This is a genomic window from Rhodovarius crocodyli (assembly GCF_004005855.1).
In the GTDB taxonomy this organism is placed as follows: domain Bacteria; phylum Pseudomonadota; class Alphaproteobacteria; order Acetobacterales; family Acetobacteraceae; genus Rhodovarius; species Rhodovarius crocodyli.
Map to the genome: position 1 here is coordinate 22,397 of NZ_SACL01000006.1, position 12,087 is coordinate 34,483.

The following is a 12,087-nucleotide window of genomic DNA, read 5'->3' on the forward strand; positions in this document are numbered from 1 at the left end:
AACCGACATGCGCAACGCAGATTTCGCCGCCCTGGAAAGCCAGTGGGGCATTTTCATGCCGGAGGCGCGGGAGTACCTGCCCGACGCCTACCGCCACAATTTCGCCCTCGCCATGGACGCGCAGCCGACGCTGGTGACCACGGCGAACAGCGCCATCCCGGCCTATCTCACGCAGTGGGTGGACCCGGAGATCGTCAAGGTGATCGTCGCGCCGATGAAGGCCGCCGAGATCATGGGCGAGGTCCGCAAGGGCACCTGGCTGGACACGACGGCCCTGTTCCCCGTCGTGGAGAACACCGGTGAGGTGAGCTCCTACGGCGACTACAACAACAACGGCCACGTCGGCGTGAACGCCAACTGGCCGCAGCGCCAGTCCTACCTTTACCAGACCATCACCGAATGGGGTGAACTGGAACTGGAGCGGGCCGACCTGGCGCGCCTGAACTGGGCGTCGCAGCAGAACCTGGCCTCCGTGCAGGTGCTGAACAAGTTCCAGAACAAGACCTATTTCTTCGGCGTGGCCGGGCTGCAGAACTACGGCATCCTGAACGACCCGAGCCTGTCCGCGGCGCTCCAGCCCGGCCCCAAGGCCTATGGCTCTCAGGCGCACGGCCCGTGGGTGACGGCCGGCGTGGTGACGGCGACCGCCAACGAGATCTACAGCGACATCCAGTCGCTCTACATCCAGCTGGTGGCGCAGCAGGCGCAGGGCGCGATCGACATGGCCACGCCGATGAAGCTGTGCATGTCGCCGGGCTCGTCCATCGCGATGACCGCGACGAACTCGTTCAACGTGAACGTCGCCGACCTGCTGAAGAAGAACTTCCCGAACCTGCGCATCGAGACGGCGCCGGAATACGCGACCGCGGCCGGCAACGTCGTGCAGCTGATCGCGGATCAGGTGCAGGGTCAGGACACCGGCTACTGCGCCTTCAACGAGAAGCTGCGCGCCCATCCCGTGATCCGCGAGATGAGCGCCTTCAAGCAGAAGAAGACGCAGGGCACCTGGGGCGCGATCATCAAGCAGCCCTTCGCCATCGCGCAGATGCTGGGGCTCTGATCCATGGCCGATACCGTGACCATCGCCAGCAAGCTGCCGCATGGCCTGCGCCTGGACCTGATGCCCGAGGTGGACACCCGCGCGAGCGGGCGCCCCGGCGAGACGGAGGCTGTCCAGCGGCCTCCCGTGGCCAGCGTGACCCTGCGCGGGTGCGCGCTTCCGGTGGGCGTTCCTCTGCCCGAGGACGCCCCCACCATCGCCGGCGGCTTCGCCCTGACGCCGGACGTGCCGGCCGACTTCTGGGCGAAGTGGCTGGAGCAGAACCGGGACTACGCCCCGGTGAAGGCTGGGCTGATCTTCGCGGCGTCCAAGGGCGCTTCCGTCGCCGCCGAGGCGCGCGAGAAGAAGGCGGTCCTGAGCGGCTTCGAGGGTATGAACCCCGACAAGCCGGCGCCCGGCATCCAGCCCGGTAAGGCCGCCTGACCATGGCCGATGGCGTCGTCACCTTCGACTATGCGGCTTGGGTGGCGCGCTATCCCGAGTTCTCCACGGTCACGCAGCCGCAGGCTGATGGCTTCTTCGCGGAAGCCTGCCTGTATCTGGACAACACCGCGTCCAGCATCGTGTGCGATCTGGGGCAGCGCGCCACGCTGCTGAACATGCTCACGGCCCATCTGGCTGCGCTCTATGCCGGTGTGGGTGGCCAGCCCGCTTCGCCGCTGGTGGGGCGTGTTACGAACGCCACGCAAGGTTCGGTGAGCGTGGGCGTCGATGCCGGGCCGGTGACGGCCTCTCAGGCGTGGTTCGTACAGACCAAGTACGGCGCGGCCTACTGGCAGGCGACGGCGCGGTACCGGACCATGCGCTATGTGCCGGGCCCGGTGACGCCGATCCCGTTCGGCTGGCCCGTGGTCGGGCCTGATTGGGGGTTCCGATGAACGCCCTCTCCGGCGGCGCCAAGCTACAAGCCAAGCTGGCCGAGTTGTCGCAGCAGGTCAGCAAGAAGGCCGAGCTGCGGGTGGGGTTCCTGGAAGGCGCGACCTATGAGGACGGTAAGCCCGTCGCCATGATCGCGGCCATTCAGGAGTTCGGCGCGCCCAAGGCCGGCATCCCGCCGCGGCCCTACTTCCGCACCATGGTCTCGGAGAAGTCCTCCGAGTGGGGCGACAAGGTGGGCAAGGTGCTGGTTGCAGCTGAGTATGACGTGGACCGTGCCATGGGTTTGATGGGCCAGGGTATCGCTGGGCAGCTGCGAGCCTCGATCATCAAGACCAACTCCCCGCCGCTCAGCGATGTGACCCTGCTGCTGCGCGAGCGGTTCGGCAACCGCCGCGACGAAATCACCGGCGCGGACGTGGCCCAGGCTCGACGCGACGTGGCCGCGGGCGTGAAGCCCAGCGTCACCGGCACGCAGGCCAAACCCCTCGTGTGGACCGGCCACCTGCTGAACAGCGTGGACTATGAGGTGCGGTCGTGAACCTGCATTCCATCGTCTATGGCGCCATCGGCACGGTGAACCCGCATGTCCTGGCCACGCTGCAAGCCAGCCAGGGCTACACGACGCTGCCCGACGGCACGCAGGTGCCCAACTACGACGCGCCGCAGAACGTGATGGTGCAGGTCCAGGCGCTGTCCTTCGCTGACCTCAAGCAGATTGAGGGCCTGAACATCACCGGGGACGCGCGGGCCATTTACCTCGCCGGCGACTGGCGCGGTGTCGTGCGGCCCGGCCAGAATGGCGGCGACCTGATCACCATCGGGACGGACCGCTTCCTGGTCGCGCAGACGCTGGAACAGTGGCCTGATTGGACGAAGCTGGTCGCGGTGCTGCAGGTCTGATGCCCACCACCATCAGCCTAACGGAAACGCAGATCCTCACGGTTCTGCGGTCCTTCCTGCTCGCCGTGCTGCCGAGTGGCACAGAGGTCGTGCGGGGCCAGACGAACCGTGTGCCCGAGCCCATCGGGCCGGATTTCGTCGTCATGACGCCGATCATGCGCGAGCGGCTAGCGACCAACGAGACCAACTACCACGATGCGGCCCTGACCGGCAGCGCGACGGGTCAGACCTTGGACGTGACGGCCGTGGATTTCGGCGAGGTGGTCATCGGCGCCCCGCTTTATGGCCCCGGCATCCCCGCCGGCATCTACGTGTCCTCCTTCGGGACTGGCACGGGGGGCGTCGGGACATACAACCTGAATGCCCCCATCGCCCCCGTCTCTGGCGACCTGTTCGCGGGCACCGGGCAGGCCATGCAGGCCACGCGTGTGACGGTGCAGATCGACGTGCACGGCCCGCTCTCGGGCGACAACGCGCAGCTCATATCGACGCTGCTGCGCTCCGACTACGCCTGCCAGTTCTTCGCCGATCAGCGCAGCGATGTGGCGCCGCTCTATGCGAGCGATCCCCGCCAGGCGCCGTTCCTCAACGGCGAGAAGCAGATCGAAACCCGCTGGACGCTGGATGCCGTCCTGCAAGCCAACCCGGTTGTCACCACGCCGCAGCAGTTCGCCGGCGAGGTGGTCATCGACTTGAACCCACTCCCGTAGGAGCCCCGCCGCAATGGCCACCATCCCCGTAAGCGCGATCGTCTCGGTCACGCCGCAGGTCGTCAGCGCCGGCGGCTCGGCCCTCGACCTGAACGGCCTGCTGCTGACCACCAGCACGCGCGTTCCCATCAACTCGGTGCTGTCCCTGTCCTCCGTGGCGGATGTGGAGAGCTACTTCGGCGCGTCCTCGACCGAGGCCGCCGCGGCGGCGATCTACTTCAACGGCTTCGACAACAGCAACGTGAAGCCCGGCGCCTTGCTGTTCGCGCAGTATCCGACCGCCTCGGTGGCCGGCTATCTGCGCGGAGGCAATGTAGGCGCCCTGGGCCTGGATGCCGTGAAGGCGCTGTCCGGCGTGCTGACGGTCTCCGTGGATGGCACGGCCAAGACCAGTTCCAGCATCAACCTCTCGACGGCCACCAGCTTCAGCAACGCTGCCTCGATCATCCTGGCGGCGTTCACCAGCCCCGGCTTCACGGTCACCTATGACAGCGTGAGCGGCGGGTTCCTGTTCACCAGCGCCACGACCGGCGCCAGCAGCTCCATGAGCTATGCCACCGGCACGCTCTCGGCAGGCCTGCTGCTCACCTCGGCCACGGGCGCGGTCACCTCCGCCGGCGCCGTGGCGGCTGTGCCGGGCACCTTCATGAGCGCGGTCGTGGCGCTGACCCAGAACTGGGTTTCCTTCACGCACCTGTTCGACCCGGATGTCAGCGGCAACACGAACAAGCTGGCCTTCGCTGCCTGGACCAACGGGCGCGGCAACCGCTTCTGGTATGTGCCCTGGGACACGGATGTGACCCCCACGCAGTCCACGGCGGCCACCGGCTCCCTGGGCTATCTGCTGGGCGCCAGCGACTACAGCGGCACCACGCCGGTCTATGCGCCGGACTACAAGCTGGCGGTGTTCTGCCTGGGCTACGCGGCCTCGCTCGACTTCGCGCAGACCGATGGCCGCGCCACGCTGGCGTTCAAGTCCCAGACCGGCATGACCGCGACGGTGACGAACCAGACGGCGGCGGACAACCTGATCGACAATGGCTACTCGTTCTACGGCGCCTATGCCACGGCGAACGACCAGTTCGTGTTCGCCTATCCGGGCAATGTCAGCGGGCCGTATCTGTGGGCGGACAGCTACATCAACCAGATTTGGCTGAACAATGGGCTGCAGCTCGCCATCATCAGCGGCCTGACCCAGGCCAAGAGCGTCCCCTACAATGCGCGGGGATACGCGCTGATCGAAGCGTGGTGCCTCGATCCGATCAATGCCGCGGTGAACTTCGGTGCGATCCAGCCCGGCGTCACCCTCTCTGCGGCGCAGATCGCTCAGGTGAACAGCGCGGCGGGCTTGAAGATCGACACGATCCTCAGCACCCGTGGCTGGTATCTGCAAGTCAAGGATGCATCGCCGCAAGTACGGGCGGCTCGTGGCAGCCCGCCGGTCACGCTCTGGTACATGGACGGGCAGTCCGTGCAGAGCCTGAACCTTGCTTCGATCATGGTCCAGTAAGGAGAAGCTGACATGGCAACGATCACCTCCGCCAACAGCGAACTTCTGCTGGCGGTCAACGGCCTGTTCACGGTCCCTCAGGCCATCCAGGGCTATTCGACCGACGAGGCTTTCACGACCGACGCCGCGGAGCCGGCCGAGGTCATGATGGGCGTGGACGGCAAGATGAGCGCCGGCTGGGTGCCGACGGTCACTGTGCAGAGCATCACCCTGCAGGCGGACAGCACGTCCAACGCCTTCTTCGACCAGTGGGACGCCGCGGAGAAGGCCGCTCGCGAGGTCTATTTCGCCCAGGGCATCCTGCGGCTGCCCAGCGTGGGTGTCTCCTACGCCTTGCTGAACGGCGTGCTGACCAGCATCCCCCGCATGCTGAGCGCGCGGAAGGTGCTGCAACCTCGGCAGTTCCGCATCACCTGGGAAAGCGTAACGGTGGCGCCGGTCTGATGGCACGGAAGGAACTGACCTACGTTGTCGAGGCCGAGGGGCGCGACAAGGGCAAGCACTTCTTCATCCGCGAGATGAGCGCCAGCCAGGCCGAGGAGTGGGCCATGCGGGCGCTGATGGCGCTGGCCAAGGCTGGCGTGGAGATGCCGGATGAGTTCGCCAACGCCGGGCTGGCGGGAATTGCGGCTGGGGGCTTCCAGGCGATGGGCCGCATGCATTTCAGCGACCTGAAGCCTCTGCTCGATGAGATGATGGCCTGCGTGCAGTTCATCCCCGACCCGAGCAAGCCGATGGTCAAGCGCCCGCTGATCGAGGATGACATCGAGGAGCCCTTTACCCGCCTGCGGCTCCGCAAGGAGGTGTTCGAGCTCATCACGGGTTTTTCGCTAGCCGCCGCCGCATAGACCACCAGTCGGACGGCGGCGCTGGCCGCGCATTTGTCGAATACCCCAACGTGCCGCGCGTGATCGCCGCGGTCATTTCCAGCCGCCTCGCCACCCTGCGCGAGTTGCAGACGGTCTATGGGCCCGAAGACGCCTATGCGCTGCTGGAAATCCATGCGGTGGACCAGATAAACCGCAAGATAGCGAACGAGCCGAAGTAGTTCTTGTTGAAGCCTTTCCGTAATTATAGTATTGTTTGTCATGCCCAAAACGCCTCAGCACATTCTGGACCAGAATAAGGCGTGGCGAGAAGCGAACAAAGACGCGGTAAAAGTCAGAAAGGCTGCGGCATACTTAGCCAATAAGGAAAGAATTTCTGCCGAAAGGAAGGCGGCGCGCGCCATAGGCCGTGAGGCCCTGAGCGTCGGCGACAAACTGTGCCGGCGTTGCGGCATAACAAGGCCGGCGGTTGAGTTCTCGCGCTGCGCCGATAACGCTGACGGTCGCTCCTATCGCTGCAAGGCGTGCGATAAGGAATACACAGCCGCCAACCGGGAGAAAGCTAAAGAGCACTCCCGCGCTTGGTATCTGGCTAATCGAGAGCGCCACAGAGAAAATGGCATAAAATGGCGGTCAGATAACGCAGAGGCGGTCAAGGCTCAGCGAGCCAAGTATTACGCAGATAACGCTGAAATAATTAGGGCCAAAGCTAGAGCGGCGGCTTACAATTCTAAGCCTGGGCGGGCGGAGTATATCAAGGCTTGGGCCAGGGCCAACGCCGAAAAGAGGGCGCTCTCCTCCAAGCGATACCGCGCCAAGCACCCGATTTCGCCGGAGAAGAGGGCTGCTCTTAACCGCGCTTATCGAGCGGCAAACCCTGAGAAAATGCGGACCCTGGCCAGACTTAAGCGGGCTCGCAAGCGGCAGGCGGAAGGCACTCATTCAGCCGAAGAGGTCGCTTCACTATTCCGACTGCAGCGAGGACGCTGCGCAAATTCCGCATGCAGACTGCCCGTGAAGTCAGGCTTTCATGCAGACCACATAATTCCGCTAAGCCGAGGCGGATCGAACTACATACGAAATATACAACTGCTTTGCCCGTCGTGTAACCTTCGGAAGCACGCGAAATTGCCCGTGGAATGGGCTAAATCGAATGGGCTGTTGCTTTGATATTTAAGGAGTAACCATGGCGAGCATTATCGATGCCTTAGTGGTTACCTTAAATTTGGACCCCAAGGGCTTCAAGCAGGGCGAGCGCGAGGCCGGGCAGGCCCAGCGCCGCATGCGCGAGGACGCGACGCGCACCCAGAAAGAGATCGAGGAAGTCGGCAAGCGCGTCACGCAGTCGCTGAACACGGCGCGCAACGCGGCCATTGGCCTGTTCGCGGTGTTCATCGGTGGCCGCGGCATCTCCAGCTTCGTGCGCGAGACCAGCGAAGGCAGCGCGGCCCTGGGGCGCCTGTCGCGAGACCTGGGGATTACGACCGAGCGCCTGTCTGCCTGGGAGGGTGTGTCCCGGCGAGTGGGGAACACGGCGAACGAGGTCACTGGCGCGTTCCAGAACATTCAGGATCGCATCCAGCAAGCCCGGCTGCTGAACAACCCCGGCGCGGTTGCGGGCTTCATGAACGCCCGCATCGCCCTGGCGGATGGCCCCAATGGCGAGCGGCCGCGGACCACGGAAGCCATCTACGAGGATGTGCTGCGCTATATCGCGCGCGCCCCCCGTGCCGAGCGGCTGACCCGCGCGCAGTCTATGGGTTTCGGCCAGGAGACGGTGAACCTCGCCCTGGCGCCCAACCGCGCGCAGATGATGCGCGAGGAAGCGCCGAACCAGATCAGCCGGCAGCAGGTGGAGAACGCCACCCGGCTGCGCGAGGCTCTGATCCAGCTTGATCGGGCTGTCGCCAGCACGGCTCGGCAGATATTGGACGCGCTATCTCCGGCCATTACGGCGCTGCTGACCAAGGTGCGGGAGTTCGTGCAGTATCTGGGCGGGGATCAGTTCGTCCCCTATCTCAATCAGGCTCGCGACGGCATCAAGCGGTTCGCCGACTACCTGATGAGCGATGAGTTCTTCAACGACCTGAAGTCGCTCAAGGACAGCTTCGGCGAGCTGGCGCAGCTGATCGTCCGAGTGCTCCGCTTCCTGCGTCTCATCCCCGACCCAGACCTGACGCCGGAAGAACAGGCCGCCGAGGAAGCGCGCCTCCCGCGCGGCATCACCGGGCAGCTTCCTGGTGCGGCAGGCACGACAGCGCCGGCAGGTGCGCGCCCGGAGCCGCCCCGCCCTGGCGCCACGACCGATCGGCAGCGTCAGGCCTACGACTACTTCATCAGCCGCGGGTGGACCCCGGCGCAGGCGGCCGGGATCGTTGGCCACCTGACTGGCGAGAGCGGGGCAGACCTGGATACGAACGCCTTCAACCCAGCCGGCGGAGGCCGCGGCGCCATGGGAATTGGCCAATGGCGCGGCCAACGCATCGCTGAGTTCGAGCGCCAGTATGGACGCACGCCGCAGGGTGCGCCGCTGGAAATGCAGTTGGCGTTTGTGGATTGGGAGCTCCGCAACACAGAGCGTGCGCAGGGGGACGCACTCCGTGCCACGACCGATCCGCGAGAGGCTGCGGACCTGATATTCCGGCGCTATGGGCGGCCGGGCGCCGAGGACCGCACCGGCCCGCGCCGCCAGTCGAACGCCCTGGGCATTTACCAGCAGTTCAACCGCCCGGTCGCGCCGCCGGTGCCTGACCCTGCACTGATGGACAGCACGCGCCCGGGGGCCGCAGTGCAGAACAAGATGTGGGGTGGCTCATCGGTCAGCAATGAGACCGCCATCAACGGACCGATCACGGTCAACACGCAGGCGACCGACGCGAACGGTATTGCTCGCGACATCGGGGCTGCCCTGAAGCGTCACGCCTTCGTGGATCAGGTCACGCTGGGGCTGGCTTAGCGCCTTACCAGCCGTTGGAGCCCCGAGCGCACCAGTGCCACCGGTAGTTGGCAGCGATGTCATCCGCCGCCCCATAGCAGAGCCCGAAGCGGCGCAGGCGGCGCGTGAGGTCGGTGCGGATGGCGCAGAAGTCGGGCTGCTGGGGATCAGACGAATAGCTGCCGCGGCACATATCCTCGGCCCGGCCCCATAGTTCGATCAGGTCTGCGGGCCAGAACCTCTCTCGCGGCGCCCGGTCCTGCCCAACCGCTGGCACGGCGAGGCAAAGCACAAAGACGGCGGCGGCAAGACGCATGGCTTTCATGCCGCCGAATGTGGCCCCAACCGCGCCGGCCGCGCAATCATCCATAGGAGGCATGAGTGGCCCTGACGCCCGTCGATGTGCCTCGCTACCCCAATGTCCCCCAGGCACCGGGCGTTCCTCCGTTACAGCGTGCCTCGCAGGTGCTGAACACGGTCTCGCTGCTGGTTTCGGACGTGCTGAACATCCTCGACATCTTCAGCGGGCCGCGCTGGGGCATCTTCGACGAGGAAGGCACGCCGCTCCTGACCGGGGATAGCGTGTTGAACGTGGACTACAAGCAGGAAGCCCGCATGTCGGACTTCCCGGTCGAGAAGGGCCAGTTCGCCACCTACAACAAGGTGCAGCCCCCCTTTGACGCCCGCATCGGCTTCACTGTGGGTGGCAATGATGACGACCGCGCCGAGTTCCTGGCGCGTGCACAGAAGCTGGTCCAGACCATCCAAATGGTCTCGCTGGTAACGCCGGAAGTCACCTACGAGAGCTGCAACGTCATCCATTGCGACTATCGCCGGTCCTCTCGCAGCGGACCGACGCTCCTGACGGTCGAGCTCTGGTTGCAGGAGGTGCGCCAAGTCGCATCCTCGGCCTTCACCGAGAACACCCAGAATGAACCGACCGCGCCCACTGACACCACGGGCCCGGCGCCAACGACGCAGCAGCCCGAAGGCGCGGCGCCCAGCAGCGGCAGCGATGTGCGGCCGGCCACGCCAACGCCCGGGCAGACGACCGCGGCCGGCGCTCAGGCCAATCCATGGGGAGACGGTCCGCAATGACGCTGACTGCGGTCGTCCCCACGAAGCCCGTGCCGGCCCAGGTGATCCAATGCACCCTGGCGAACCAGCGGGTGCGCATCCAGCTGCAGCAGCGGCCGACCGGCCTGTTCGCTGACGTGTATCTGGCCGACGTGCTGGTCATCGCCGGCATGCTCTGCCGTGTGGGGGTGAACCTGTTCCAGTCGGTCTACCAGGGCTTCACCGGCAATCTTGCCTTCTTCGACACCCAGTCCGAGACGCCCGGCCTGATCCCCGGCGCCGATACCGGGCGCGTCTCCTACCAGGGCCTCGGCGGACGCTACTTCCTGGGCTACCTGACGTGAGCCAGAGCCTTTCGCGGCGCCACCTTCAGGCGCACATTCTGCTCCGCCCGACCACCGACGCCGAGGGGCGCACGATCAATCCGCCATTCATCGAAGGTGGCCACGAGGTCACGCTTCGTGGCTACCGGATGGCGGCGGCGATCAAGAAGAACGGCGAGCTCTCCATGGGTGAGCTGCAGCTTCGCATCGCTGGCCTACCGCTGTCCTTGATGAACCAGTTGGCCACCCTCGGCCGCCTCCCGCTGGCTACCCGGCGCAACATCGTCACCGTCAGCGCAGGTGACGACCAAAGCGGCCTGGGCGTCTGCTTCCAGGGCACCATTACCGGGGCCTGGGCCGACTTCAAGGGCGCGCCGGAGGTGGTGTTCTACATCACTGCCATGGCGGGGTTGGACGCGTCTCTGGCCATCATCCCGCCGAGCAGCTTCTCCGGCACCGCAGACGTGGCCACGATCATGGCCGGCCTGGCGCAGGTGATGGGCTACGGCTTCGAGAACAACGGCGTCACGGCGCAGCTCTCCAACCCCTATTTCCCCGGCACCGCCATGGCCCAGATGCGGGCCTGCGCCGAGGCCGCGGGCATCGAAATGACGGTCGAGAACCAGACGCTCATCATATCGCCTCGCGGCGTGGCGCGCGGCAGCCGCATCCCCCTGGTTTCGCCTTCCACGGGCATGATCGGCTACCCGTCCTTCACCAACACCGGCATCGCCGGCGCTACGCTCTACAATCCGAGCATCGGCTTCCACAGCCTCATCGAAATCAAGAGCGACCTGCAGCCTGCCTGCGGGCGCTGGCGCATCACGTCGCTGACCCACGAGCTCGAAAGCGAGACGCCGGGCGGTTCCTGGTTCACCAACTTCATGGCTTCGGAGCCGCGGTATGTCCCAATCCGTGCAGGCTGAGCCGCTTCAGCGCATCTCGTCTGCCGAGGGCGACGCCAATGCGCAGCAGTTCCTGTTCCAGTCGCTCATGGCCGGCACCGCCACCTCTGCCCTTGTCCAGGTCAAGGCCGTCACCGGAGGGGGGCCGGGCCAGCCCTGCACGGTGGATGTGCAGCCGATGGTCCATCAGGTTGACGGGGCGGGCAACACGGTGCCGCACGGCATCATCCACAGCCTTCCCTGCGCCCGCATCCAGGGTGGCGCCGCTGCGGTGATCGTGGATCCCGTGGTGGGGGACATCGGGGCCGCCATCTTCGCCAGCCGGGACATTTCGGCGGTCAAGGCCAGCCGGGTGCCGTCCCAGCCTGGCAGCCTGCGCCGCTTCGACATGGCGGACGGCATGTATTTCGGCACCCTGCTGGGCGGCGAGGTGACGGACTACGTGCGCGTGCAGGCTGGCGCGGTCGCGATCAAGACGACGGCGGTCACCATCGAGGCTACCTCGGTCGCCATCACCAGCGACACGCTGACCCACAACGGCAAGGACATCGGCGCCACGCACAAGCATGGCGGGGTGACGCCTGGCGGGGGCGAGACGGGAGTGCCGGTGTGAAGACGCTGCTGCTCGATACCGAACGCTGGGACCTGGTGCTGGACGCCTCGGGCAACATCGCCCTCGCATCCGAGCCCTACGCCCTGGCGCAAGATGCGGCGAGCGCATGCAGGCTATTCCTGGGCGAGCTCTACTACGACACCAGCAAGGGCATCCCCTACTGGTCGGAAATCCTGGGCCATCAGCCGCCGCTCTCGCTCATCAAGGCGCGGCTGGTCGCTGCGGCGCTCCGGGTGCCGGGCGTGGTCGAGGCGCAGGTCTACATCAGCTCCGTGGCGGGGCGGCAGGTTCGGGGCCAGGTTCAGGTCACCGACACCGCAGGCAATCTGACGGCAGCGGGGTTCTAAA

Annotated in this window: 18 protein-coding genes; 17 read left to right on the forward strand and 1 reads right to left on the reverse strand. The window is 65.9% G+C overall.

Annotated elements, in window-relative coordinates; all coding sequences use genetic code 11:
* The first annotated feature begins 7 nt into the window (after window positions 1–7).
* From EOD42_RS16810 to EOD42_RS16865, 12 genes are all read left to right on the forward strand, one after another.
* Window positions 8–1,060: a major capsid family protein gene (locus EOD42_RS16810; RefSeq protein WP_127788733.1), complete on the forward strand. Its 1,053-nt coding sequence runs from the start codon at window positions 8–10 to the stop codon at window positions 1,058–1,060.
* Window positions 1,061–1,063: 3 nt separating this feature from the next.
* A complete protein-coding gene (locus tag EOD42_RS16815) occupies window positions 1,064–1,483 on the forward strand; it encodes a hypothetical protein (protein WP_240655191.1) in 420 nt (139 codons plus the stop codon).
* A gap of 2 nt (window positions 1,484–1,485) precedes the next feature.
* The gene (locus tag EOD42_RS16820; protein WP_127788734.1) at window positions 1,486–1,938 is read left to right on the forward strand and encodes a DUF4054 domain-containing protein; all 453 of its coding nucleotides are present in this window, start codon (window positions 1,486–1,488) and stop codon (window positions 1,936–1,938) included.
* Window positions 1,935–2,477 carry a hypothetical protein gene (locus tag EOD42_RS16825; protein ID WP_127788735.1) on the forward strand — a complete coding sequence of 181 codons (543 nt, stop codon included), beginning with the start codon at window positions 1,935–1,937 and terminating at the stop codon, window positions 2,475–2,477. Before EOD42_RS16820 ends, EOD42_RS16825 begins: the two co-directional genes overlap by 4 nt.
* The gene (locus tag EOD42_RS16830; RefSeq protein ID WP_127788736.1) at window positions 2,474–2,839 is read left to right on the forward strand and encodes a hypothetical protein; all 366 of its coding nucleotides are present in this window, start codon (window positions 2,474–2,476) and stop codon (window positions 2,837–2,839) included. Before EOD42_RS16825 ends, EOD42_RS16830 begins: the two co-directional genes overlap by 4 nt.
* Window positions 2,839–3,549 (forward strand): phage neck terminator protein, encoded by a 711-nt coding sequence (locus EOD42_RS16835; protein ID WP_127788737.1) that lies wholly within the window; start codon window positions 2,839–2,841, stop codon window positions 3,547–3,549. Before EOD42_RS16830 ends, EOD42_RS16835 begins: the two co-directional genes overlap by 1 nt.
* Before the next feature lie 13 nt (window positions 3,550–3,562).
* Window positions 3,563–5,059 (forward strand): DUF3383 domain-containing protein, encoded by a 1,497-nt coding sequence (locus EOD42_RS16840; protein WP_127788738.1) that lies wholly within the window; start codon window positions 3,563–3,565, stop codon window positions 5,057–5,059.
* Between the two features lie 12 nt (window positions 5,060–5,071).
* Window positions 5,072–5,503, forward strand: a complete 432-nt coding sequence (locus EOD42_RS16845) for a phage tail fiber protein (protein ID WP_127788739.1) — start codon at window positions 5,072–5,074, stop codon at window positions 5,501–5,503.
* Complete coding sequence (locus tag EOD42_RS16850; RefSeq protein ID WP_127788740.1) at window positions 5,503–5,907, forward strand: hypothetical protein; 405 nt, start codon at window positions 5,503–5,505, stop codon at window positions 5,905–5,907. Before EOD42_RS16845 ends, EOD42_RS16850 begins: the two co-directional genes overlap by 1 nt.
* 50 nt (window positions 5,908–5,957) lie before the next feature.
* Window positions 5,958–6,107 carry a transcription elongation factor GreA gene (locus tag EOD42_RS16855; protein ID WP_127788741.1) on the forward strand — a complete coding sequence of 50 codons (150 nt, stop codon included), beginning with the start codon at window positions 5,958–5,960 and terminating at the stop codon, window positions 6,105–6,107.
* Between the two features lie 664 nt (window positions 6,108–6,771).
* A complete protein-coding gene (locus tag EOD42_RS26665; protein ID WP_127788960.1) occupies window positions 6,772–7,056 on the forward strand; it encodes an HNH endonuclease in 285 nt (94 codons plus the stop codon).
* 16 nt (window positions 7,057–7,072) lie between these two features.
* Entirely contained in the window at window positions 7,073–8,842 is a 1,770-nt protein-coding gene (locus EOD42_RS16865; RefSeq protein ID WP_127788742.1) for a phage tail tip lysozyme, read from the forward strand.
* A gap of 4 nt (window positions 8,843–8,846) precedes the next feature.
* On the opposite strand, the gene EOD42_RS16870 is transcribed toward EOD42_RS16865, so the two are convergent.
* The gene (locus EOD42_RS16870) at window positions 8,847–9,146 is read right to left on the reverse strand and encodes a hypothetical protein (protein ID WP_127788743.1); all 300 of its coding nucleotides are present in this window, start codon (window positions 9,144–9,146) and stop codon (window positions 8,847–8,849) included.
* 56 nt (window positions 9,147–9,202) lie between these two features.
* On the opposite strand from EOD42_RS16870, the gene EOD42_RS16875 reads away from it, so the two are divergent.
* Genes EOD42_RS16875 through EOD42_RS16895 form a run of 5 tightly spaced genes read left to right on the forward strand, consistent with a single transcriptional unit; the run spans window position 9,203 to window position 12,086 of the window.
* Window positions 9,203–9,919, forward strand: a complete 717-nt coding sequence (locus EOD42_RS16875; RefSeq protein WP_127788744.1) for a phage baseplate protein — start codon at window positions 9,203–9,205, stop codon at window positions 9,917–9,919.
* On the forward strand, window positions 9,916–10,242 hold the full coding sequence (locus tag EOD42_RS16880) for a phage baseplate plug family protein (RefSeq protein WP_127788745.1): 327 nt from the start codon (window positions 9,916–9,918) through the stop codon (window positions 10,240–10,242). The genes EOD42_RS16875 and EOD42_RS16880 overlap by 4 nt, the downstream gene beginning before the upstream one ends.
* Window positions 10,239–11,147 (forward strand): baseplate hub protein, encoded by a 909-nt coding sequence (locus EOD42_RS16885; RefSeq protein ID WP_127788746.1) that lies wholly within the window; start codon window positions 10,239–10,241, stop codon window positions 11,145–11,147. The genes EOD42_RS16880 and EOD42_RS16885 overlap by 4 nt, the downstream gene beginning before the upstream one ends.
* The gene (locus tag EOD42_RS16890; RefSeq protein ID WP_127788747.1) at window positions 11,125–11,739 is read left to right on the forward strand and encodes a Gp138 family membrane-puncturing spike protein; all 615 of its coding nucleotides are present in this window, start codon (window positions 11,125–11,127) and stop codon (window positions 11,737–11,739) included. Before EOD42_RS16885 ends, EOD42_RS16890 begins: the two co-directional genes overlap by 23 nt.
* Window positions 11,736–12,086 (forward strand): hypothetical protein, encoded by a 351-nt coding sequence (locus EOD42_RS16895; protein WP_127788748.1) that lies wholly within the window; start codon window positions 11,736–11,738, stop codon window positions 12,084–12,086. Before EOD42_RS16890 ends, EOD42_RS16895 begins: the two co-directional genes overlap by 4 nt.
* Window position 12,087 lies beyond the last annotated feature (1 nt).

Coding starts and splice junctions, on each gene's coding strand:
- EOD42_RS16870 (WP_127788743.1), bottom strand. CDS start 9,146: ATGAAAGCCATGCGTCTTGCCGCCGCCGTCTTTGTGCTTTGCCTCGCC.
- EOD42_RS26665 (WP_127788960.1), top strand. CDS start 6,772: ATGCGGACCCTGGCCAGACTTAAGCGGGCTCGCAAGCGGCAGGCGGAA.
- EOD42_RS16880 (WP_127788745.1), top strand. CDS start 9,916: ATGACGCTGACTGCGGTCGTCCCCACGAAGCCCGTGCCGGCCCAGGTG.
- EOD42_RS16820 (WP_127788734.1), top strand. CDS start 1,486: ATGGCCGATGGCGTCGTCACCTTCGACTATGCGGCTTGGGTGGCGCGC.
- EOD42_RS16865 (WP_127788742.1), top strand. CDS start 7,073: ATGGCGAGCATTATCGATGCCTTAGTGGTTACCTTAAATTTGGACCCC.
- EOD42_RS16840 (WP_127788738.1), top strand. CDS start 3,563: ATGGCCACCATCCCCGTAAGCGCGATCGTCTCGGTCACGCCGCAGGTC.
- EOD42_RS16825 (WP_127788735.1), top strand. CDS start 1,935: ATGAACGCCCTCTCCGGCGGCGCCAAGCTACAAGCCAAGCTGGCCGAG.
- EOD42_RS16835 (WP_127788737.1), top strand. CDS start 2,839: ATGCCCACCACCATCAGCCTAACGGAAACGCAGATCCTCACGGTTCTG.
- EOD42_RS16810 (WP_127788733.1), top strand. CDS start 8: ATGCGCAACGCAGATTTCGCCGCCCTGGAAAGCCAGTGGGGCATTTTC.
- EOD42_RS16815 (WP_240655191.1), top strand. CDS start 1,064: ATGGCCGATACCGTGACCATCGCCAGCAAGCTGCCGCATGGCCTGCGC.
- EOD42_RS16845 (WP_127788739.1), top strand. CDS start 5,072: ATGGCAACGATCACCTCCGCCAACAGCGAACTTCTGCTGGCGGTCAAC.
- EOD42_RS16890 (WP_127788747.1), top strand. CDS start 11,125: ATGTCCCAATCCGTGCAGGCTGAGCCGCTTCAGCGCATCTCGTCTGCC.
- EOD42_RS16850 (WP_127788740.1), top strand. CDS start 5,503: ATGGCACGGAAGGAACTGACCTACGTTGTCGAGGCCGAGGGGCGCGAC.